This window comes from Pseudodonghicola xiamenensis DSM 18339 (genome assembly GCF_000429365.1).
GTDB classification, from domain to species: domain Bacteria; phylum Pseudomonadota; class Alphaproteobacteria; order Rhodobacterales; family Rhodobacteraceae; genus Pseudodonghicola; species Pseudodonghicola xiamenensis.
In genome coordinates this window covers 1-22,722 of the sequence record NZ_AUBS01000042.1, presented here as the reverse complement: position 1 = coordinate 22,722, position 22,722 = coordinate 1, and the positions used below count along the sequence as shown (strand labels likewise).

The 22,722-nt window shown below is 64.3% G+C and carries 19 protein-coding genes; 9 read left to right on the top strand and 10 right to left on the bottom strand.

All coding sequences use genetic code 11. The features are described 5' to 3' along the window. The first annotated feature begins 357 nt into the window (after positions 1–357). The gene (locus G455_RS0119880) at positions 358–1,629 is read left to right on the top strand and encodes an efflux RND transporter periplasmic adaptor subunit (protein WP_229861844.1); all 1,272 of its coding nucleotides are present in this window, start codon (positions 358–360) and stop codon (positions 1,627–1,629) included. Between the two features lie 9 nt (positions 1,630–1,638). Continuing rightward, positions 1,639–4,782: an efflux RND transporter permease subunit gene (locus tag G455_RS24800; RefSeq protein ID WP_051312651.1), complete on the top strand. Its 3,144-nt coding sequence runs from the start codon at positions 1,639–1,641 to the stop codon at positions 4,780–4,782. A gap of 308 nt (positions 4,783–5,090) precedes the next feature. Here G455_RS24800 and G455_RS0119870 read toward each other — a convergent pair whose 3' ends face one another. Continuing rightward, positions 5,091–6,182, bottom strand: a complete 1,092-nt coding sequence (locus tag G455_RS0119870; protein WP_028095288.1) for a zinc-binding dehydrogenase — start codon at positions 6,180–6,182, stop codon at positions 5,091–5,093. Between the two features lie 531 nt (positions 6,183–6,713). Here G455_RS0119870 and G455_RS0119865 point away from each other — a divergent pair. From G455_RS0119865 to G455_RS0119855, 3 genes are read left to right on the top strand one after another with little or no spacing between them, the layout of a single operon-like run. Then, entirely contained in the window at positions 6,714–7,175 is a 462-nt protein-coding gene (locus tag G455_RS0119865; RefSeq protein ID WP_028095287.1) for a (2Fe-2S)-binding protein, read from the top strand. Between the two features lie 7 nt (positions 7,176–7,182). Beyond that, positions 7,183–9,414, top strand: a complete 2,232-nt coding sequence (locus tag G455_RS0119860) for a xanthine dehydrogenase family protein molybdopterin-binding subunit (protein ID WP_028095286.1) — start codon at positions 7,183–7,185, stop codon at positions 9,412–9,414. 22 nt (positions 9,415–9,436) lie between these two features. Further along, positions 9,437–10,759 carry a c-type cytochrome gene (locus tag G455_RS0119855; protein ID WP_028095285.1) on the top strand — a complete coding sequence of 441 codons (1,323 nt, stop codon included), beginning with the start codon at positions 9,437–9,439 and terminating at the stop codon, positions 10,757–10,759. Positions 10,760–10,778: 19 nt separating this feature from the next. Here G455_RS0119855 and G455_RS0119850 read toward each other — a convergent pair whose 3' ends face one another. From G455_RS0119850 to G455_RS0119840, 3 genes are all read right to left on the bottom strand, one after another. Next, positions 10,779–12,323, bottom strand: coding sequence for a tannase/feruloyl esterase family alpha/beta hydrolase (locus G455_RS0119850; RefSeq protein ID WP_035367084.1), 1,545 nt, complete (start codon positions 12,321–12,323; stop codon positions 10,779–10,781). Positions 12,324–12,582: 259 nt separating this feature from the next. Then, entirely contained in the window at positions 12,583–13,443 is an 861-nt protein-coding gene (locus tag G455_RS0119845) for an aldo/keto reductase (RefSeq protein WP_028095283.1), read from the bottom strand. 579 nt (positions 13,444–14,022) lie between these two features. Further along, complete coding sequence (locus tag G455_RS0119840) at positions 14,023–15,195, bottom strand: MFS transporter (protein ID WP_028095282.1); 1,173 nt, start codon at positions 15,193–15,195, stop codon at positions 14,023–14,025. Positions 15,196–15,674: 479 nt separating this feature from the next. Between G455_RS0119840 and G455_RS0119835 the strand changes: the two genes are divergently transcribed. From G455_RS0119835 to G455_RS24795, 3 genes are all read left to right on the top strand, one after another. Beyond that, a complete protein-coding gene (locus G455_RS0119835; RefSeq protein ID WP_028095281.1) occupies positions 15,675–16,043 on the top strand; it encodes a DUF2255 family protein in 369 nt (122 codons plus the stop codon). A 59-nt stretch (positions 16,044–16,102) separates the two neighbouring features. Further along, positions 16,103–16,870: an SDR family NAD(P)-dependent oxidoreductase gene (locus tag G455_RS0119830; RefSeq protein ID WP_028095280.1), complete on the top strand. Its 768-nt coding sequence runs from the start codon at positions 16,103–16,105 to the stop codon at positions 16,868–16,870. Between the two features lie 70 nt (positions 16,871–16,940). Continuing rightward, entirely contained in the window at positions 16,941–17,126 is a 186-nt protein-coding gene (locus G455_RS24795) for a tautomerase family protein (protein WP_051312650.1), read from the top strand. A 133-nt stretch (positions 17,127–17,259) separates the two neighbouring features. Here G455_RS24795 and G455_RS0119820 read toward each other — a convergent pair whose 3' ends face one another. The 6 genes from G455_RS0119820 to G455_RS0119795 form a co-directional block, all read right to left on the bottom strand. Continuing rightward, a complete protein-coding gene (locus G455_RS0119820) occupies positions 17,260–18,108 on the bottom strand; it encodes an oxidoreductase (RefSeq protein ID WP_028095279.1) in 849 nt (282 codons plus the stop codon). Positions 18,109–18,333: 225 nt separating this feature from the next. Then, the gene (locus tag G455_RS24790; protein WP_051312649.1) at positions 18,334–19,692 is read right to left on the bottom strand and encodes an MFS transporter; all 1,359 of its coding nucleotides are present in this window, start codon (positions 19,690–19,692) and stop codon (positions 18,334–18,336) included. Between the two features lie 11 nt (positions 19,693–19,703). Then, positions 19,704–20,384 (bottom strand): dihydrofolate reductase family protein, encoded by a 681-nt coding sequence (locus G455_RS0119810; protein ID WP_028095278.1) that lies wholly within the window; start codon positions 20,382–20,384, stop codon positions 19,704–19,706. Positions 20,385–20,467: 83 nt separating this feature from the next. After that, complete coding sequence (locus tag G455_RS0119805; protein WP_028095277.1) at positions 20,468–20,863, bottom strand: (R)-mandelonitrile lyase; 396 nt, start codon at positions 20,861–20,863, stop codon at positions 20,468–20,470. Between the two features lie 37 nt (positions 20,864–20,900). Further along, a complete protein-coding gene (locus G455_RS0119800) occupies positions 20,901–21,539 on the bottom strand; it encodes an NADPH-dependent F420 reductase (protein ID WP_028095276.1) in 639 nt (212 codons plus the stop codon). A gap of 11 nt (positions 21,540–21,550) precedes the next feature. Next, complete coding sequence (locus G455_RS0119795) at positions 21,551–22,312, bottom strand: carboxymuconolactone decarboxylase family protein (RefSeq protein WP_028095275.1); 762 nt, start codon at positions 22,310–22,312, stop codon at positions 21,551–21,553. A gap of 144 nt (positions 22,313–22,456) precedes the next feature. Between G455_RS0119795 and G455_RS0119790 the strand changes: the two genes are divergently transcribed. Further along, the coding region (locus G455_RS0119790; protein WP_028092298.1) for a transposase at positions 22,457–22,722 on the top strand (266 nt) is incomplete at its 3' end.

Genomic DNA, 22,722 nt, shown 5'->3' with positions numbered 1-22,722 from the left:
CGATATGATCTGAGTTTCTTCCTTACCAGCCGGCAATCCGGTGGCGTCTCGCCACGGCGGGGTGTCACCCATTGCCGTGTTCCGATCTCGCGCCACCCACCCGAGAGGAGCAGGTTGCCCCTATGGCGGCCCGCCGGACGGTTGGAGGTCGGCCCGGACCTGGCTTTACGCCGGTTCGGGTCGGCCGGTTTTCGGAGCCTGGTTCAAGCTGTCTATAGCGTAAGCGGCGATCTCGGCCCGCTCGAATTTTTCAAAGTATTTGCTTGACATATTCGGGCAAAAGTATTTTCAAAGTATTTGCTTTGAAAAATAAACGCGATCTGGAAGCAATGGCCGGATCCGACAAGGAGACCAAAAATGTTGCTCGTTTCTGATCGGCACTGCCGGCAGGGGGATCTGCGTCTTTCCTCGGACATGGCGGAAATGCGGAACGCGATGAAGACCGTGCTTCTTGCGGTGCTGATCGTGATTGGTCTGATCGTCTCCTCACCCGCCTGCGGGCAAGGATTTCCAGCCAGTTCCGTCGGTGTCGTCGTGGTCGAACCGCATCAGGTTGCCATCACCTCGGAACTGCCCGGCCGGGTCAGTGCAACACGAGTCGCCGAGGTGCGCCCCCGGGTGAACGGAATCGTGGAGGAGCGCGTTTACGAACAAGGCAGCGTCGTTCAGGAAGGTGACGTTCTGTTCCGGTTGGATCGTGCCACATATGAAATCGCTGTTGAGGCGGCGCGAGCTTCTGTCGCAAGAGCCGAGGCAGTCTTGGCCGACGCGCGGCAAACCGAAAGTCGCTATGCCTCGCTCAATGCCCGCAGCGTCACCAGCAAGGCGGATTACGACACCGCAGTTACGGCCAAACTGCAAGCGGAGGCCGGGCTTGCCGAAGCCCGCGCACAGTTGCGCGCGGCGGAAGTCAATCTGGGTTATACCGAAATCCGGGCGCCGATCTCGGGACGTACCGGCCGCGCGCAGGTGACCGAAGGCGCCCTGGTATCGGCGCAGGGGGAGGTTTTGACCACCATCCAGCAGCTCGATGTCGTCTATGCGGACATGCAGCAACCGGTGTCGGAACTGTTGCGGCTGCGCCGGGCGTTGGATTCGGGCGCGCTCAAGCAGGTGGAACCCGGTGCGGCGCAGGTCGCGCTCTATCTCGATGACGGATCGCTCTATCCCCATCCTGGCAAGCTGCTTTTTGCCGAGGCCTCGGTCGAACGATCGAGCGGTCAGGTGACGCTTCGTGCCCAGTTCCCCAATCCGAATGGCACCTTGCTGCCCGGCATGTATGTCCGCGTCTCGGTCGAACAGGCGGTGCAGGATGCGGCGATCACGGTGCCGACCCAGGCCGTCCGCCGCGGCGCATCGGGCGCGGCGCAGATCTTTGTCGTCGGCGCCGGCCAGGTGGTTGAGCCGCACAACGTTGTCTTGGGCAGGGAAACCGGAAACTTGGTGACGGTCGAAAGCGGGTTGGCCGCCGGTGATATGGTCATTGTCGATGGCTTCCAGAAAATCGGTCCCGGCGCCCCCGTCAGCCCCGTGTGCTGGAGCGATCCCGTCGCAAGCGAGGCCTCAATTCCGGCCGCCTGCGCACAACGCATCGATACCCAACCCGCTACGGCGGCCGCAGGGAATTAAGAGTCTGTCATGGCAAAGTTTTTCATCGACAACCCGGTGCTCGCCTGGGTCATCGCGATCTTCATCGTGCTGGCCGGCGTCTTGTCGCTGCCGTCGCTGCCCATCGCGCAATATCCGGACGTGGCGCCGCCGCAGGTGACGATCTCAACCCGGTTCGCTGGCGCCTCGCCCGAGGATCTCTATCTACAGGTCACCCAGCCGATCGAAGAGGAGCTGAACGGCATTCCCGGCCTGCTCTATTTCGAATCCACCTCGGAATCGACCGGGGCGGTGACCATCACCGTAACCTTCGCCTCGGGCACCAGCGTCGCCCAGGCGGTGGTCGATACCCAGAACCGCCTGCGCCGGGTCGAGGCGTCACTGCCGCCGCGCGTGCAGCAGGAGGGGCTTCTGGTCGAAGAGGCCGGGTCGAGCTATCTGATGTTCGTCTCGTTGGCGGCGACGCCAGAGTCCGGCTACGACGCCGTGGCGATCGCGGATTACGCGACCCGCAACGTGCTCAATGAAATCCGGCGTGTGCCGGGGGTCGGCAAGGCGCAGCTCTTCTCTGCCGAACGGGCGATGCGGGTCTGGATCGACCCGGCCAAGCTGGTCGGGCTCGATCTGTCGGTCACCGACATCACCGCCGCCATCGCCGAACAGAATGCCCAGGTCTCGGCCGGCTCGATCGGTGTCGATCCCGCGCCGGATGGCCAGCAGACCCAGGCCACCTTGCTGGTCACCGGCCAACTGAGCACGCCGGAGGAGTTCGGCCAGATCGTGCTGCGCGCCCGTGATGACGGCTCGTTGGTCCGGCTGTCGGATGTGGCGCGGATTGAGGTGGACGCCGAATTCTATTCGTTCAAATCCTACCTGAACGGGCAGGAAGCGGCCCAGATCGGCATTCAGCTTTCGCCCACGGGCAACGCGCTCGACACCGCCAAGGGGGTACGCGACCTGCTGGACAGGCTGTCGCCGACGTTCCCGGAGGGGGTGAGCTATTTCATCCCCTACGACACCACGCCCTTCGTCTCGGCCTCGATCGAGAAGGTTCTGCATACGCTGGCCGAGGCGGTCGCGCTGGTCTTCGTGGTGATGCTGATCTTCCTGCAAAGCTTCCGCTATACCGTCATTCCGATGCTGGTGGTGCCCATCGCCCTGTCGGGCACTCTGGCGGTGATGCTGGCAGCGGGCTTCTCGATCAACGTGCTGACCATGTTCGCGATGATCCTTGCCATCGGCATCCTCGTCGACGACGCCATCGTGGTGGTCGAGAATGTCGAACGGATCATGTCCGAAGAAGGCCTGTCGCCCAAGGAGGCCTCGAAGAAGGCCATGGGCCAGATTTCGGGGGCCATCATCGGCATCACGCTGGCGCTGATGGCGGTGTTCGTTCCGCTGGCCTTCTTCCCCGGGTCGGTGGGGATCATCTATCAGCAGTTCTCGCTGACCATGGTGGTGTCGATCTTCTTCTCGGCCTTCCTGGCGCTGTCGCTGACGCCGGCGCTCTGTGCCACCTTCCTCAAGCCGATCCCCAAGGGGCACGCCCATGCGAAGAAAGGACCAGCCGGCTGGTTCAACCGCAATTTCGACCGCGCCTCGCGAGGCTACGCCGGGCTGGTCGGCGGGCTGACCCGGCGCGCCGGGCGGATGATGATCATCTATCTGGCGCTGGTGATCGGGCTGGGCTGGTTCTATGTCCGCATCCCCTCGGCCTTCCTGCCGCAGGAAGATCAGGGCTACCTCATCGCCTCCCTGCAATCGCCCCCCGAAGCGACCTCGTTCCGGATGCGTGAAGTGACCAAGACGGCCGAACAGTTCGCCCTGTCGACCGAAGGGGTGAAGGATGTCGTGATGGTGCAAGGGTTCTCGTTCTCCGGTCAGGGGCCGAACTCGGCGATCAGCTTCATCACTCTGACGGACTGGGCCGAACGCGAGCGCCCGGATCTGCATGCCGGCGCACTGGCCGGCAAGCTGTCGGGAATGCTGTTTTCGATCCGCGACAGCTTTGCCTTCGCCATCTCGCCGCCGCCGATCCAGGGTCTTGGCACCGGCTCGGGGTTCGCCTTCCGGCTGCAGGACCGCGCCAACCAGGGCAACGCGGCGCTGCAGGAGGCCGCGGGGCAGATCATGGCCGGCGGTGCGGCAAGCCCGATCCTCGGCCAGATGTATATCGAGGGTCTGTCCCCGGGGCCGCAGCTCAACCTCAAGGTCGATCGCGAGAAGGCCAACGCCTTCGGCGTCACCTTCGGCGAGATCAATCGCACCATCTCGGTCGCGCTGGGATCGGGCTATGTCAACGACTTCCCCAACGACGGCAAGATGCAAAGCGTCATTGTGCAGGCCGAACCCTATGCTCGGGCGAACATCGAGGAGGTGATGAAGCTCAACGTGCGCAACGTGCAGGGGGGTATGGTGCCGCTCTCCTCCTTCGCGACGGCAGAGTGGGGCTATGGGCCAGCGCAGATCGTCAGCTACAACGGCTATCCCTCGATCCGCATCAACGGCGAGGCGGCGCCGGGCTATTCCTCGGGCGAGGCGCTGGCAGAGATGGAGCGCCTGGCCGGCGACCTTCCCCCCGGCTTCGCCTTCCAGTGGACCGGTCAGTCGCTGCAGGAAATCCAGAGCGGCAGTCAGGCGCCGATCCTGATTGGCCTGTCGGTGCTCTTCGTCTTCCTCTGCCTCGCGGGCCTTTATGGCAGCTGGTCCATTCCGCTGTCGGTGATGCTGATCGTTCCGATGGGCGCGATCGGTGCGGTTGCCGCCGTGACGCTGACCGGGCTTGAGAACGACGTGTTCTTCACCGTCGGGCTGATCACCATCGTCGGCCTGTCGGCGAAGAACGCGATCCTGATCGTCGAGGTGGCGAAAGACCTCATCGAACAGGGCAGGGGACTGATGGAGGCCACGGTGGAAGCCTGCCGCCTGCGGTTCCGGCCGATTCTGATGACCTCGCTGGCCTTCACCATGGGGGTCGTGCCGATGGCGACGGCCACCGGACCCTCGGCCGCCAGCCAGAACGCGATCGGCATCAACGTGGTGGGGGGGATGCTGTCAGCCACCGTGCTGGGCGTGCTCTTCGCGCCGGTCTTCTTCGTCTTCGTGATGAAACTGACCGGTACGCACAAGAAACTGCATCGGGGCGGCGTCGAAACTGCCGGCCCGGCAGAATAGGTTTCTATGCTGCAGACCCACCCACGGGGTCAACCATGGGCGTTCCAGTCAATTCTGGGGCGCCTGCCAATCCTCAAGGTCAGAGGGCGGTTGTTCCGGGGCACTATAGAAGAAGGGCGAAGCATCAAGGCTTCGCCCTTTGTCTTTTCTCACCAGCGAACTCGGGATGGAGCGCACGGGACAGGCTGTTCAACTGAAGATCGGTGTGTTGTCAGGAGCCGCAGAGGCTTGCAAAACACCGGAAGTTAACGGCGCAGGCGACGACAGATGACTGCCGTTGCGCCCGCGCCCGATCGAGTTGGCGGCGATCAGAAGGAGGTGATAACCGAACGGATGATGCCGCCTTTGGTCAGCGCGTCGTAAGCCTCGTTGATTTCGGAGATGTTGATCTCCTGCGTGACGAGATCGTCCAGCACAAGGCGGCCCTGAACATAGAAGTCCGCATACATCGGGATGTCGGCCTTGAGGTTGACCGACCCCATCAGCACACCATGAACGCCCTTCTGGTCCAGCAGCGCCTGCAACGAGGTATCGAGCTCGATCGTCGTGCCGGGCTTGGCCAGACCGATGAAATAGGCCTGCCCGCCCATGCCGCACATCTCGACGGCCTGTTTCTGGGTCATCGCCATACCGATCACCTCGAAGGCGTGATCGACACCGCCACCGGTCAGGTCCTTGACCGCCTGGATCGGGTCGACTGTCTTCGAGTTGACCACATCGGTCGCGCCGAATTTCTTCGCGGCTTCCAGCTTCTCGTCGTCGATGTCTATGGCGATGATGCGACGGGCGCCGGCGAGGCGGGCGCCGCTGATCGTGTTGAGCCCGACGCCACCGGTGCCGATGATGGCGACGGAGTCACCCACGGCCACCTTGGCGGCATGGATGGCCGAACCGGCGCCCGTCACCACGGCGCAGCCGATCAGCGAAGCTTGCGCAAAGGGGATCTGCTTGTTCACGACGGCAAGCTGATTTTCGTGCATCAAGGCCTTCTCGGCGAAGCCGCCAACCCCCATCACCTGGTTGACCGGCTGGCCGTCCATCGTGATCCGCGGCGGCTGGCCCTCCTTGCGCATGGTCGCTTCGGGGTGCTTGCACTCGTAGGTCTTGCCCGAGAGGCATTTCTCGCACTTACCGCAGAATTGCACCAGGCAGGCCACCACATGATCGCCCACGGCAATGGTGGTGACATCGGGACCGATGGCGGTGACCACACCCGAGATCTCATGCCCGAAAAGCGCGGGCATCTGGTGGCCGAAATCTGTGGTCGCGAAATGGAGATCGGTGTGGCACAGGCCCGATGCCTTGACGTCGAATGCGACCTCGGCGCCAATGGGATCCGCGATCTCCATCTCGACGACCATGAACGGTTTGCCCACTTCGGTGATGACAGATGCTTTCATGACGTAACTTCCTTTCGATATGACCGAGTTTTCTGCGGCGCGCGGCAGGACGATCCGGCATTGGCGAAGCCATCGAGGTCAGCAACCAGGTCCCTTTCGGGACGTATGGTCTGTTTTGAACCCCTGAGAGGGCATGCAGGCACACCATGCATCAACCGCCCGATTGCGATCTTCTATCCGTATTGGGCGGTTATGCCCGTCGGTATGCGAATGAATACCGTTGTCATTGACGCCTACTATGCTCCGTTTGAAATATTTGAAATGAGTATTCTTCATTAGTTAGAATAGGTTCGCCTCAGCTTCACAAAGACCTGGGTCAGTCATAGAAATAGCCTCGCTGCCGGCGACGCGGCAATTCATGAGACAAGCTCATGTCTGCATATGTCGCAAAGGCGCTAATCCTCAGCGTTCAGAACGCTAGTTAGAGACCTTCAGAGCTCAGGCTTCGCCACGCCGCGCGCGATCGTTCGTCGCGGCGTATCCGTGTGACCTGCGTCTTGGTCTATTATTTCAATTTGAAAGGTCTCGACCATGATCGACCTTACTATCAATGGCCGTGCCGTGCAGTTCGACGGCGACCCCGAGATGCCACTGCTGTGGTTCCTGCGGGACGAAGCCGGGATGACCGGCACCAAGTTCGGTTGCGGGATCGCGATGTGCGGCGCCTGTACCGTCCAAGTGGACGGCGAACCCGTGCGATCCTGCCAGACGCCTGTCGGCTCGGTGACAGGCCAGGACATCACCACCATCGAAGCGGCTGAGCAAGACCGCATCGGCGCCGCGCTGCAGGCGGCTTGGGTCGAGAACCAGGTCCCGCAATGCGGGTACTGCCAGTCCGGTCAGATCATGCAGGCCATGGCCTTGCTGGCCGAGACAATCGAGCCGACCGATGCGGACATCGACGCCGCGATGAGCGGCAACATCTGCCGTTGTGCCACCTATTCCCGCATCCGGGCCGCCATCCACAGGGCCGCCGAAACTCTGCGCGCGTGAGGATACCATGACCCGACACCATTCCAGCACCAGCTTCGCCCTGAGCCGCCGCCAGCTGCTGGCCGGCATCGGCGCCGGCAGTTTTGCCCTTGCCGTGGGTACCGGCGGGCGCCTGGCCCTCGCCCAGGAACTCGCCGACAAGGCAGCGGACGCTGCCAGCCTTTTCGAACCCAACGCCTTCATCCGCATCGATACCGATGGTCAGGTGACGGTGGTTTCCTCCTATCTCGAGATGGGGCAGGGAACCTTCACCGGTCTCGCGACCCTCGCTGCCGATGAGCTTGATGCCGATCCGGCGCAGGTCCGCGTCGAGGCGGCGCCGGCCGATGCCAGCCGCTACACCAACCCCTTTCTCGCCTCGATCGGTTTTGCCGTGCAAGGCACCGGTGGCAGTTCGGCCATGGCCGGCGCCTGGAACCAGATGCGCCAGGCCGCGGCCGGTGCGCGCGCCATGCTGCTTTCCGCTGCGGCGCGGGACTGGGATGTCGATGCCGCCGAGCTGAGCGTCGAGGCCGGGCGCATCCGCCATGCCGCCAGCGGGCGGGAAGACGGGTTCGGCGCCTTCGTGGCCACGGCCACGACCCTGACCGTTCCGCGACAGGTCACGGTCAAGGACCCGTCGGAGTTCCGTCTGATCGGGGGGCATTTCCCTCGGGTCGACGTGCCGGCGAAGGTCAATGGCAGCGCGATCTACACGCAGGACATCAAGCTCGACAACATGCTGGTGGCAGTGATCGCCCATCCGCCGCGGCTCTGGTCGACGGTGCGCAGTGTCGATGCTGCAGCCGCGCTGGAGATCCCCGGCGTGCAATATGTCGTCGAGGTGCCGGCCGGGGCCGCCTATCAGGGTGGTGTGGCGGTTCTGGCGCGCAACACCTGGGTTGCCGCGCAGGGGCGTGACGCCCTGGACATCGACTGGGACGAATCCCTGGGCTTGACGACCTCCACTGCACAGATCTTCGAACGGTACCGGGCGCTTGCCGAACAGCCAGGCAATGTCTCGGTCGAGAAGGGCACAATCCTGGACAAGGTCCCCGAGGGCGGCCACGTGATCGAGGCGACCTTCGAACAACCCTTCCTCGCCCATGCGGCGATGGAGCCGATGAACTGCGTCGTCCATATCCGCGAGGACGGAGTCGAGGTCTGGAACGGCGAGCAATGGCACACCGCCGATCAGGGCGCCATCGCCGCGGCGATGGGTATCGAGCCCGGTCAAGTCACGATCAACCAGCTCTATGCGGGCGGCAGCTTTGGCCGGCGCGCCAATCCGTTCTCGGATTACGTTCTGGAAGCGTTGGCCATCGCCCGCGCCGCGCGCGAACAGGGCCATACCGGCCCGGTGAAAATGGTCTGGCTGCGCGAAGACGATACCCAGGCGCTGCAATATCGCCCGGCGACGGTGCATAAGGTGCGGCTGGTGCTTCGTTCCGATGGCGAGATCGGATCGCTGCAATGGCGCGCGGTGGGGCAATCGTTCTTCCCTGTGCCCGAAGGCGGTACCGATGCGCTGTTGGTCGAGGGGGCGTCCGACTTCGCCTATCGCACGGGTGCGCTGCTGGTCGACCAGCACCTGGCCAACGATCAGCGCCTGCCGGTGCAGTGGATGCGGTCGGTCGGGCACACCCACACCAACGTGGTGGGCGAGACGATCATCGACGAGGCGGCGCGACTTGTGGGCCGCGATGCCTATGAGTATCGCTACGATCTGCTGTCCGACCATCCGCGCCAGCAGGCGACGCTGAAACTGGCCGCCGACAAGGCGGGCTGGGGCACGCCGCTGGCGCCGGGTGCCGACGGGGACCGCCGTGCGCGCGGGATCGCGGTGCGCGAAAGCTTCGGCACAGTGGTGGCGCAGGTCGCCGAGCTGACGCTGCACGCCGACGGTTCCTATACGGTCGATCGCGTGGTCTGCGCGGTGGACTGTGGCTATGCCATCAACCCCGATATTGTGAAGGCCCAGATGGAGGGCGGCATCGGCTTCGGCCTGTCGTTCCTGCGTCAGGAAATCACGCTGGAGGACGGGCAGATCCAGCAGTCGAACTTCCACGACTACCCGGTGCTGCGGATGAACGCGATGCCCGTGACCGAGGTTCATATCGTGCCCTCGGGCGAAGCGCCGACCGGTGTCGGAGAGCCGGGCGTGCCGCCCATCGGGCCCGCGGTCCTCAATGCCCTTGCCGCCCTGATCGGCAGCTACGCCCGGACCCTGCCGCTCGGCGATTCCGTAAGCCTGACCTGAGCCAAGACCAAGGAACCTGGAAATGAAGCTACTTCGACTGGTCGCAGTGCTGGCCGTCCTTTGCGTGATTGCCGCAGGGGGGCTGCTGGCATGGGGCTGGCTGGCCCCGACCGGCCCGGAACCCGAACCGCCCTTCGCGGGCCTGCCCGCGGACATGCCCGCCGGCATGTCGCGCGGAGAATATCTTGCCAAGGCTGCGGATTGCGTGGCTTGCCACACCGCCAAGGGCGGCGAGCCCTATGCCGGAGGGTTGCCCTTCCATCTGCCCTTCGGCACGATCTACGCCACCAACCTGACGCCGGACGACGAGACCGGCATCGGCGCGTTGAGCGCGGATGACTTCGTCCGCGCCGTGCGCGAAGGCGTGGGCTCTCAGGGGCATCTTTATCCGGCGATGCCCTACACCTCTTATGCCAAGCTCAGCCGCGATGACGTGCTGGTGATCCGCGATTTCCTGATGACGTTGACGCCGGTCCACGCCGTCACACCGAAAAGCGATCTGGATTTTCCCTTCGATCAACGTTGGGGCATGGCTTTCTGGAACGCGGCTTTCTTCCGCGAGGAACGGTTCCGGCCCGATCCAGGGGCCAGCCAGCAGGTCAATCGGGGCGAATACCTTGCCACCGCGCTTGGCCATTGCGGCGAATGCCACACGCCGCGCAACATCGGTTTCGCCATGCAGTCGCGCGACTATCTCGCCGGAACCGAGGTGGAGGGGTGGAAGGCCTATAACACCACCTCCGACACCACCTATGGCGTCGGCGGCTGGACCGACGCGCAGCTCAAGGGCTATCTCTGGCGCGGCCATGCGCCTGGGCGCAGCTCGGCCGCCGGCCCGATGGCCGAGGTGGTGGAATACAGCCTTCAGAATCTCTCGGAATCCGACATCGACGCGCTGGTCGCCTATATGCGCAAGGTCGAACCGGCGACCGGGGAAGACAATGTCGCGGTCAATATCGACCCGGCGGCCGTCGCGGCATCGACTCCCCTGCGCTCGGGGGGCGACAACCCCGCCTATCTGCGGGGCGAGCGCCTGTTTCAGGGGGATTGCGCCGGGTGCCACCAGTATAACGGTGTCGGCCGGCAAACCGATTTCGCCGCGCTCTCCGGCAGCCGTGCCGTCAACGACCCGTCGGGCACCGCACTCGTTCAGGTTCTGCTGAACGGGACCGAGATCACCGTGCAGGGACGACACCAGTTCATGCCGGGATTCGCACGGTCCTACTCCAACGCCGACGTGGCCGCCGTTGCCAACTATGTCCTGTCCCATTTCGGCGACACCGAGGGCAAGGTGGATGCCGGCCAGGTCGAAACGGCCCGATCCGGCCAGGCCGCGCTGAGATAAAACCGCCTCGGCCGATGGCTTACCGCGTGACGCAGGTGAAGCTGTCGGCCGAGGTCAGATCGCCGCCGGTGTATTGCGCATGCGCCGGGTAGGCGCAGAGCGGCATCGCGCGACCGGGCAACGAGGGCGCCGTGGCGGGCATCGCCTCGGGCGCCGTTCCGGTCTCGACCCAAGCCTCCAGAGCGGTCAAAGGATCGAAATCCTCGAAGGCGGGGCCGCCGCCGCAATGGGTCATGCCGGGCACCATGAAGAGCCGCGCCACATCGGGGCCGGTATTCGCCGAGGTCTCTTCGTACCACTGCGCAAGATCGTTGGCAGAGAACACCGGGTCGGCCATCCCCTGAAAAAGCACCAGCTTGCCGCCCCGCTGCGCGAAGGTGGAAAGAAAGGTCTCGTCGGCGTCGAAATAGCCACCGACCGAACTGACGTTCCGCGCCAGCGCATCGAAATCCGGCACTGCAGGCAGGGAGCTCTGCGGCGGTGTCATGAAGAGGGTCATGAGCGAGGGCCGGCCAAGCGAAAGGCTCAGCGCCGGAACGTCTTCGGAGCCCAGCTTCCACGCCCGCCAGCCGGGGCTGGACATGCCGGGATCCCACGGCCAGTCACTGTAGAGCGCGGTGCCGTCGGCCCCCTTTGGCCCGCCCATCACGGCCAGCAGCGCGGCGAGCTTGTCGTCGGCGATCCTGCCGCGCAGGCGGTCGCTATCGAAGGCGCAAGGGGCGGCGACAATACCGTCCTCGACACCGTCCAGCGCATCGCATTGCTTCAGGACCTCTGCCGAGACTATGTCCAGATCCGCCTGCGTCAGTGCCTTCGACAGCTCACCGCCGGGCGCGAGGGGCATCAGCTGTGCCACGTCCCAGGCTTGCGCTAATGCCGCCCGCGACAGGCGAAAGCCGGGATTGCCGGCCACGATCCCGTCGAATTCGGTCGGGAAGCGCTGCGCGGCCATCATTGCCTCGCGACCCCCGTTGGAACATCCCATGAAGAAGGAGGCGTCGGGCGCGCGTCCATAGCGCTCCCGGATCAGCGCCTTGGCCACCGCGGTGACCTTGCCGATCGCCGCATAGGCGAGGTCGAGCCTTGCCTGCTGATCATGGGCGAAGCCCGCATCCAGCCCGTCATGACCGCCGTCCATGCTGACCACCGCATAGCCCCGCCGCAGGGCCGGGGTCGCCGTGGTCCCGAGTGTGGGGACGCTGCCGGTGGCGGGCGCGATGAAGCCGTCGCTGCCGCCGCCGCCCTGGAACAGGAAACGCCCGTTCCAGTCATTCGGCAGACGCATCTGGAAGCGGATGCCATAGCGGCCGTTCACGCCTTCGCGATCGTCGATCTTGCCCTCGACAAGGCAATGCGCCTCGACCTCCACGGGGTGGGGCGAACCGCCGGTCATGGCGCCCATCGGATCGGGCGGCAGGGTCTGGGCCGGCTGTTCTTCGGCGGTCGCAATATCCACGCCATAAAGGGTCAGACCGGCCAGCGCGGCACAGTCCGCCGCCAAGGCAGGCGTGGCTATGAGCGCACTGGTCAAAAGCAGCGCACCGGGCAGGAGATTGGCATTCATAATATGTCCTCCACAGTCTTCCATGGGGTTCGTCGCGTCTTCTCCGATGCAACAGCGATTGGATCGACCCCGAGAGGAATTTGAAAAGCCTCCAGGGTCGGGCCCCGGCAGTCCTGGAACGGGAACTTTTCAAGATCGGCACAAGGCCGGTCGGCAAAAAGCCTGAATACTCGTCACAAACCGCCCCGAAGCGGGACGGGCAGACAGGCGCCGCGTCATCCGTGCAACGCCTGTCTTGATCTATCCGACGCTTGCCAGATCAGCTCTTGGCGTAGACCGGGAAGATGCTCGCGTCACCATAGTCCTTGATCGGCTCGATGGTCTTCAGCGCGTCCATGTCGGCGTCGGAAATCACGAAATCGACGTCCGCGTTGCTTTTCATGTGGGCAGGGTTGCCGGTCTTCGGCAGCACCACCATCCCGAGCTGCAGCACGTAGCGGATGCAGAGCTGCGGAACGGTCACACCGTATTTCGCTGCCATCGCGCCGATTTCGGCATTGTCGAGGATCTTGCCATGTGCGATGGGCGAATAGGCTTCGACCAGCAGCCCCTTGCCGGTTGCATAGTCGATCAGCTCGAAGGGCGTGTTGCTGACATGCGCGAGAATCTGGTCGACCATCGGCTTGATCCGGGCATTGTCGAGCAGGTTGTCGAGGTCTTCCTTCTGGAAGTTCGACACGCCGATCGAACGGATCTTGCCCGCTTCATAGGCCTCTTCCAGCGCCCTCCAGGCGGCGAGGTTGCCTTCGAAGAAGCGGTCGTCGCCGGCGAAATCGGCCCAGGGTTTCGGGCTGTGGATGATCATCAGGTCGATATAGTCCAGCCCGAGCGTCGCCAGCGAACCGTCGATGGCCGCCTTGGCGCCCTCGTAGTCCTTGATTTCCGCGGCAAGCTTGGTCTGCAGGAACAGCTTGTCGCGCGCGATGCCGCTCTTGCGGATGCCTTCGCCCACGCCGCGCTCGTTGCCATAGGCCTGCGCGGTGTCGATGTGGCGGTAGCCGAGGTCGATGGCCGCCTTCACGGCGTCGGCGACGACGGCGTCTTCGATCATCCAGGTGCCGAGCCCGAGCTTGGGGATCTCGACGCCATTGGAGAGGGTGTATGTTTCTTCGAGGATCATCTGTGTCTCTTTCCTACTGAAGTTTTCCGGGCCGGGCTTCGTGCCGGCTTTGTCATGTCTGTCGATCCGCGCCGCGGCTGAACCAGAAGACGCGTCAAAACCCGGAGCTATATTTTTTGCCGGTCAAGCACAGCGGGTCGGGCTCCATGGACCGGAATATAACCTGGCCGGGCCTTCGGGATAATCGCGGGATAATGAAAATCACCCATGAATCCTTCTCATGAAAGTCGCCGGCGGGCGACGAAGCCGGCCGCTCGGACAAGCCAGTCCCTCAGCGTCGTGCCGCAGCCAATGCGGCAGTGCCAAGGTTTGCGAAGCGCGGGCGTGGATGTCGATCGCCGGCGAGAGCTCCCCCCGGAATCTGCGGCACGAGCCGGAAACGAAGGCCGCTATCAGCGCAACCGATCCGCGGGCACCCGGTGGTCCAATGAACCTGCTTGTGTGAGAGGTGAGGCACGATGTCTTTGCCCTCCCGGTCAGCCTCTGGTTCATCGTTCTTCGCCCTGAACGGCGGTCTATGTGCAGAGGCAGTCCGGTCACCCACGCTCCGGTGATGCCCATTCTAGGTCCGAGGCCGGCTCAGATCGCCGGTCTGCGTCCCCACAGGGTCGCCAGGCCCAGCAGGACGATAAGCCCGCCGGCCACCGGCACGGACGCATAGCCCAGGCCCCAGCCGATGGTCGCGCCGCCGACGCCGGCGCCCACCGCATTGCCCAGGTTGAAGGCGGCGATATTGAACGAGGCGGCAAGCCCCGGCGCGCCGGAGGCCGCCTGCATGGCGCGGACCTGAAGCGCCGGCACGCAGGTAAAGGCCGCCACCGCCCAGAGCACGAAGCCGATCACCGCGCCGGGTGCGGAAATGGCCAGGACCGGCAGCAATAGCGACGAGATTGCCAGCGCCAGCATCGCGAGGCGGGCCCCCTTGTCGATCGACCAGTCGGCGAGGCGCCCGCCGAACCAGTTGCCGAAGGTCAGCCCCAGCCCGATCAGCGCGAGCACCAGGATGACGAAGCTGTCGTTCGCTCCGGCCAACTCATGCAGAAGCGGGGCGACATAGGTATATACCGCGAAGAAGCCACCCGCGAACGTCACCGTCGCGACAAGCGTGATCGCCATGCGCGGATGCAGCAGCGCGCGCAGTTCGGTCCGGGCGTTCGGACGCGGGCCTGGCGCTTCCTTTGGCAGCGCCAGCGCGAGCGCGGCGATCGCGACGAGGCCGATCCCGACAGAGGCGCCGAAAGCCATGCGCCAGCCGACATGCGCCCCCAGCCAGGCCGAGGCCGGTACGCCGCCGATATTGGCGATGCTGAGACCCATGAACATGGTGGCGACGGCGCTGGCCCGCCGCTCGGGCGCAACGAGGTTGGTCGCCACCACCGCGCCGATGCCGAAGAAGGCGCCCTGGCACAGGCTGGTGATCAGCCGCCCCGCGAAAAGCGTCCAATAGCCGGGCGCCAGCGCCGAGATCAGGTTGCCCAGCACGAGGACACCCATCAGCGCCATCAACGCGGCCTTCCTGTCGACGCGCGACATGATCAGGGTCATCACCGGGGCGCTAAGCATCACGCCGAGCGCGTAGGCGGTCACCAGTTGGCCCGCCGCCGGGATCGAAATCCCGGTACCCGCGGCGATGGCAGGCAACAGCCCCATCGGCGCGAATTCGGTGGTGCCGATCCCGAAGGCGCCGATGCCAAGCGCGAGCAGCGGCAAGGCGGAGGATGTGGCTGTCGTAGTGGTGGTAGGGGCGTTCATATCGTTCGATCTAGTCCTCTGCCGCGTGCATGATGAAAGCGGGCGGCCCCTGCCGTGGCCCCGCGGGCCACGCGTCTTCCGTGCTGCGGTTGATCTTGGTGAGCCATCCGTCGGGAGACGGACAGGAGAAGGTGCCGCAGCCGGATGCTCCGGTCGTCCCGGGTAGCAGACTGTCTGCGTCCGCGACATGTAGGCCGCCGACGGGTCCTGAACTATGCTTTCAAAACTGCAAAGACTGATGAGCCGGCATCATATAACGACCGGCAGGGCCCCAGAGCGGGCGCTGGCAACGGGCGACATCCCGCCTCTCCCCCGCGCTTCTGCCTCTCGGTGCCACCGGTCGATCGGCCTCTCATGAATGACCGTCATGAGTGTCAGTCGCATCGCCGCTCTAATCGCGCCGCTCTCGTCGGCTATATCCTTGGCCAGCGGCGCGGGGCTGGCGCCGGGGTTTCGGAAACGACAACGGGAGAAGCGTCATGGCATGGACCGAGGACCAATTGGAGCGGATCGCCAAGGCGGACGACCTGAGGATTTCTCCGTTTCGCGAGGATGGGGTCACCTATGGCACCCCGACCTGGATCTGGTCGGTGGTCGTCGACGGCGCGCTCTACGTCCGCGCCTATAACGGCACGGCCTCGCGCTGGTACCAGGCCGCGATGCGCCAGAAGGCGGGCCGGATCTCGGTGGCTGGAGCGAGCTACGAGGTCGGCTTTGCGCCGGTCGAAGGCGCGCTCAACGACCAGGTCGATGCGGCCTACAAGGCGAAATACGCCAACAGCTCCTATCTGGCGCCGATGATCTCTCAACGCAGCCGCGCCGCAACGGTCCGCGTGACCCCACGCTGACCCCAGCCCGGACGCCGCCGGAGCGCCGGGTCTCCCAACACCACAGAAGGATCAAGGCTATGCACAAGCTGCTCGAAGGAAAGACGGCGATCGTGACCGGCGCCAGCAAGGGGATCGGTCTGGCGATTGCCGAGCTCTTCGCGGAAGAGGGCGCGAATGTCGTCCTGACCGCGCGGGGCAAGGATCTGCTCGACGAGGTGGTCGCCGACATCATCGCCAAGGGCGGCAGGGCGATGGGTCTCGTCGCCGATTCCTCCGACCCCGCCGCGCCCGCACGCGTCTTTGCCGAGGCGATCGCGGCCTATGGCCAGGTCGACATCCTGGTCAACAACGCGGGCTCCGGCGACATGGTGGCGATCGAGGAAGCCTCGGACGACCATTTCGCCAAGATCGTCGAACTGAACCTCGCCGGCCCCTTCCGCTTCTGCCGCGAGGCGGTGAAGCATTTCATGCCGCGCGACGAGGGGCGGATCATCAACGTCTCCTCGGTCAACGGCACGCTGCCGATCTGCGGCGTCGCCTATACCTCGACCAAGGGTGGGCTGAACACGATGACCAAGAACATCGCGATCCGCCTGTCGGGCACGAAGATCCGCTGTAACGCCATCGCGCCGGGGGTCACCGACACCGATGCCGCGCGCGCCTGGGCGGCGGGGGAACAGGAAGGCGGCGACGTGATGCTCGAATTCTCGGACAAATACGTCAACACCACCGTGCCGATGACCGAACCGCGCGATCAGGCCTATGCCGCGCTCTATCTCGCCAGCGAGATGGGCAAGGCGGTAACGGGTCAGGTCATCCAGGTCGACAACGGCGCTTTCCTCTGAGCAGAGGCACGAGGTGCGCAGGGGCGGGAGCCGGCAGCGGGTTCCGCCATCCATGGAAAGGAAATTCCCCATGCCCCATGTCATCGTCAAAGTCTGGCCCGGCAAGACCGAGGATCAGAAAACGCGCCTGGCAGAGGCCATCACCGCCAATGTGATGAAAATCCTCGACTACGGCGCCGATCCGGTGTCGGTCGCCATCGAGGAGATCGCGCCGGCGTGCTGGAACGAAGACGTCTACCAGCCGGATATCGCCTAGGCCGATCCGGCGACGCTTTACAAGAAACCCCGCTACGAGATGTAGGGGGGAAGGGACCGCCGCCCATCACAACCGAAAACGCCGGGCGAAGTGATTTCGCCCGGCGTTTTCGTGTGTTCATCGGCGTGACGGTCTATTCCCCCTCGGGGAAGTCCGTCGACAGGGTCAGGTCTTTCCAGTCCTCGAAGTTCTTACGCAGTTCCTCGACACGATCCAGTGCCCGTCCATAGGCCTGCGCCCCCAGCAGCAGACGCAGCGGCGGTGTCTCGGCCTCATAGGTGGCGACAACTGTCGCTGCGGCGCGCACCGGGTCGCCCGCCTGATGACCCGAGCCTTCCTTGAGCCCCCGGCGCAGGGCGCCGGCGGTCTCAGCGTAATCCGCGATCTCCGTCGCGGATTCGATGACCGACCGACCGGCCCAGTCGGTGCGAAAGCCACCGGGTTCGATGATCGTCACCTTGATGCCAAGCGGCGCGGCCTCTTTCGCCAATGCTTCAGAGATCGCCTCGACCGCGAATTTCGTGGCGTTGTAATAGCCGAGTGCAGGATAGGCGATCAGCCCGCCGATCGAGGAGAAGTTGATGATATGGCCCTTCCGCCGCGCCCGCATCCCCGGCAGCACCTGCCGGATCAGCGAAGTCAGGCCGAAGACGTTGGTTTCGAACTGACGGCGGATTTCGGCATCTTCGCCTTCCTCGATGGCGGAGAAATAGCCATAGCCGGCATTGTTCACCAAAACGTCGATATGCCCGAAGCGCGCTTCGGCATCGGCGACGGCCTTTTCGATCATCGCCTGATCGGTGACGTCGAGCGCCAGGGCGAGCGCCTGGTCCTCGTGGCCCTGGACCAGATCACTCAGGCTGTCGATATGCCGGGCGGTCATCACCACGGGCCAGCCGCGCGACAGCAGAAGCTTGGCGATTTCACGCCCGAAGCCGGTGGAGCATCCGGTGACGAACCAGACGGGATTTTCTTTTGACATGAGAAACCTCTTCGTTTGTGCATGCGCCTCGCGGATGCAAACCGCTCAACTCTTTCAGCTTGAGAAACTTGATGCCCGGCGCAGCGCTTGGTGTGGACCCAAGTTCAAGTGCTTTCGTCCTCGCAATGACTGCGGCTTTCCGATTCCGAAAGTCTGCGAAGTCCGATCCTTGACGGATTGTTGGTTCGATATCTCCTGGCCTCCCTTTTCGGGTTCGTTCAAATCCTACAGCGCGCTTCCCCGCCGGGCTCCGATGCGCGCAACCCAAAGCATGGCGACCATCCCCACGAGGCTGAAGGCAACCGTCATCAGGACCGCGTCACGCCAGCCGGTGAAAAAATGCGCATTCTCACGCCCTGCGATCAGGACCGAGATCAGCGCGATCCCAAGGGCGGAACCCAGATAGCGCGCCGTGTTATTCGCAGCAGATCCCATAGCCGCACGGTCCAGCGGAACCGATTGCACAGCCTCATGGCCAAGCGCGGCGTTCAGAACGCCATTCGAGACACCTGCGATCAGCAAGCCGGGCAGCAGCATCATCCAGTTCGCGCCCGGCAGCGCAAAAAGCATCAGCCCCTGTCCCAGGGTGCATCCGGCGATCGCGCCGATCACGCGCGGGCGCGCGCCCCATTGCTCAGGCAGAAGATGTGCGTTGAGCGCCGAGATCGCCGTGAATGCCGACCAGGCGAGCAGAACGAAGGCTGCGGTCAAGGGCGTCTGACCCAAGCCCCGTACCAGAACGGTGGGCACCATCGACATCAGCGCCAGCACCCCGGCCCCCGAGGAAAAAGCCGCAAGCGTCGCCCCCGTGAAGGGCGCGTGCGAAAACAGATCAAGCCGCAGGATCGGGTTGGCGACACGGCGCTCGCCCCGCACAAAAAGAACCAGCAAGACCAACGCGGCCGCAAGCAACGCGCAAACCAGCCCGGTGGAGCCGAGACGCGCTTCGGTCAGGGTCGACAGCAAGCAGCCAAGCCCAAGAACCAGCCAGATGCTGCCACGGATATCGAGCGGGTGCGCGCTGCTCGGGCTTTCCGGCAGGTGCGACGAAGCCATAAGCGCCAAAGCCGCCGAGACCACGGCGATCGCCCAATGCCCCGTTTGCCAGCCGCCCAGCGGCAACAAGCCGGCGGCAAGGATCGGCCCGATTGCGACACCGGCACCGAGGCCGGCAGCCCAGATCGCAGCGGCGCGACGGCGCGCCTCGCCATCGTAGATCTGTCCCAGCAGGCCGAGCCCGCAGGCCATGATCCCGGCGCTGCCTAGCCCCTGCACGATGCGCATCACGATGAGGCCAGGCGCGGAATGGGTCAGGGCGGCGGCAACCGAGGCCAAGGCCGTCAGCCAGAGCCCCCCCACGAAGGTGCGCCGGCGCCCCTGCGTGTCGCCCAGAGCCCCGGCCGTCAGCAACCCGCAAGCCGCACCGAGCGGCATCCCGCTCATGATCCAGGCCTGTTGCGCCGGGCTGAGCCCGAGGTCGGCGGTCATCGCGTCCAGCGTGGTCAGCGGAACGGTAAAGACGACCAGCGCCAGCAGGGTTGCCAGCGCCACGATGGCAAGCGGGGCTTTGGGAGTAATGGGCATTGCGACGTTCTTCAGGAAGTGTGGAGGGTGTGACGCAGCCAGACCACGCCACCTTCGAGTGTTTCGACATGGGTCAGCACCAGCGCCGAGGCCGGCATCTCCCCCTGTCGTTCGTAGATCGCAGGCGTTCCTGCGGCCCCGTCGATCACGGGGAGAACCAGCGTGCTTGTGGCGTCGATCAGACCCTTGGCGAGGAAGGCGCCATTCAGGGTGCCACCGCCTTCGAGCAAGAGCCGGTCGATCCCGAAGGTCTGGGCGATACGCACGAGTGCGCCTTCAATGTCGTCGCCCTCAGGTCCACTGAACACAACCGAGATCCCGCGTGCCACCAGCCGATCGACATGCGCTTGCGAAACCCGCCCGGACAGCACCAGGACAAGATGATCTCCTTCGAGTTCATCGGTATCGGGCAAGACCCTGCCACTCCGGTCGAAGATGATCCCGATCCGGCGCCCGGCGCGGTTCGCAAAAAGATCCGTGCGCGAACTGGGAACAGGGTCCAGCATCGGCTCGCTGTGCGGCAACCAGCCTTCCAGCGACACGCGGCCGACAATCCAGCCCTGAGTTTCGATCCGCGCTGCGACCCGGTCATAGACTGCGAGAAGTTCGGTTTGAGACTGGGGCCAGCGCTCGGTATGCAGGCGCCCGTCGATCGTGGTGATCATGTGGCATGTGATATGGGGGCGGGGCATAGGATGGCCTTCAATAGAACTTCACCTGCGCGGCTCCTCTGGCGAGGACGACCGGGCCAAACGCATGGCCCGGCCATTTCCGGTCAGCCGTTATAATCCTCGTCAGCGACCTTCTCGAGCCAGGTCACGGGCGACCCATTGATGCTTTCCTGGATCGCGATATGGCTCATCGCGGTGTCGGGTGAAGCACCGTGCCAGTGTTTTTCCTCGGCCGGGAACCAGACGACATCGCCCTGGCTTACTTCCTCAACCGGGCCGCCTTCGCGCTGAACGCGGCCACGGCCGAAAGTGATCAGGATGGTCTGACCTGCCGGGTGGGTGTGCCATGCGGTCCGTGCGCCCGGTTCGAAAGTGACATGCGCACCGCTGGTCCGGCCGGGTTCCTCGGCCTGAAACAGCGGGTCGACACGGACGGTGCCGGTGAACCAATCTTCAGGGCCCTTCATCGACGGGGCGGAGCCGGAACGAATGATCTTCATTGGGAGTTCCTTTCTTTGGGGGTGTCTGACACGGCCATCAGCCGCGCAATTTCTCGAAACGATAGGTCAGGGCCGGGCCTCCCGGTTGACCATAGGCAAGTTCAGCGGTGACCATCGCGAAGGGTTCGACAAAGCGCCCCGTTCGCAGCCCACCTGCCTCCAAGGGGGCAAAACCGATGTCCCGGATCAAGTCCCGTGCGACAGCTTTCGCCCCCGCGTCATCCCCGTAAATCAGCGATTGCGGAGGCTCGGCCCGCCCTTTGCGCGCATAGACCAGTTCAAAGCTCTCTGACGGGTTGGTGTTGAAGCAGGCAACCCAGCGCGCCCGCGGACGCATCACCGCGAGCTGTTCAGCCCCCGAGGTCGTCGGCCCGAGGACAAGGTCGGTGTTGCTGGCATCGAGTGGCACGCAGCAATTGAGCACGACCTGTCCGGTCAGATCTCCGGCCTGGGCCAGGGCATCTTCAACCCGGTTCCAATGCACGGCGAACAGAACCGCTTCGGCCCCGGCAACCGCATCGGCAACGCTGCCTGCCGCGCCCCCCGTTTCCGCGGCAAGCCGGTCAAGCTTGGCGCGGCTGCGGGAGTAAGAGAACGTCACCTCATGACCGCAACGCGCCCAAAGACGCCCGAGTTTGGCCCCCATCAGGCCCGACCCGACAATGGCGAGTTTCAAGACCATCTCCCTTAATTGCTGCGGCTTTCGAACACCTGTTTCGCCACCGGCAAGGCAGAGAAAACCTTGGGCCAGCCCGCATAGAACGCAAGATGCGACAGCATTGCACCGGCTTCTTCCTGCGTCAGCCCGTTGTCCATCGCGCGGTTGAGGTGGAATGTCATCTGTTCGGATTGCCCGGTAGCGATCAGCGCCGCCACCGTCACCATGGATCTGTCGCGCGGCGCAAGATCGGGCCGGAGCCAGAGATCGCGGAACAGCAGTTCTCGCGTCGTGTCGACCACGCCCATCGACACATCCCCGAAGGTTCCGCGCACAAAATTCTCACGCGCGTCTTCGGCGTTCCGATCAAGCGGCAGCAGTGCGGGATCAGCTGGCGGCAGGCTCTCCGCAGCAATCCCGCGCGCTTCGAAGATTGGCGCCATCGCCCGGGCGGCCGCGACCGCGTTGCCCCAACCGGTATAGAAGGCCAGATGGGTGACCGTTTCCGAGAGTTCGGCCGGGGTGACACCGGCATCAAGCGCAAGTTCGATATGAGTGGCCAAGTTGTCGCTCTCGTGACGTGTCACCAAGGTGGCGAATGTCACAAGCGCGCGGTCACGCAGGGAAAGTTGCGGTCCCGCCCAGACCGACCCGAGCAGATCGTCGCGGGAATAGGCTTCAAGGGCAGGAGAGACCCGCCCGACGGCATCGGGTATGGTGCGCTCCAGCGCTTCTCCGTAAGCTCCGCTCGCGATGAGGGCAAAGGCGGATGCAGCAATCTGCGTTTTCATGACGGGCCTCCAATGGGGTTGCTCAGTCATTCATATCTGGGCAATGCCAGCCCAAATCTTAACAGGCTGCTGAAAAAGGCCGGTCTCGACGCGGTTTTGAGAACATGATTCACTTCCGGCACGGCAGCGGTGGTGAGGGTGACGATGCGTGGGACGGACGAAGCGAGCGAGTCGCTGTTCAGCTATGTTGACCTTGAGGAGCGGATCCCTGTGGGTCATCCGCTTCACAAGATCCGGCAGATCGTGAACGATGCACTGACGAGCCTCGATGCCGAGTTTGACGCGCTCTATACCGACTTTGGCCGCCCCTCCATTGCGCCGGAGCGCCTGATCCGGGCGAGCCTTCTCCAGATCCTGTTCTCGATCCGCTCGGAACGGCAGTTGATGGAGCAGATGGACTATAACCTGCT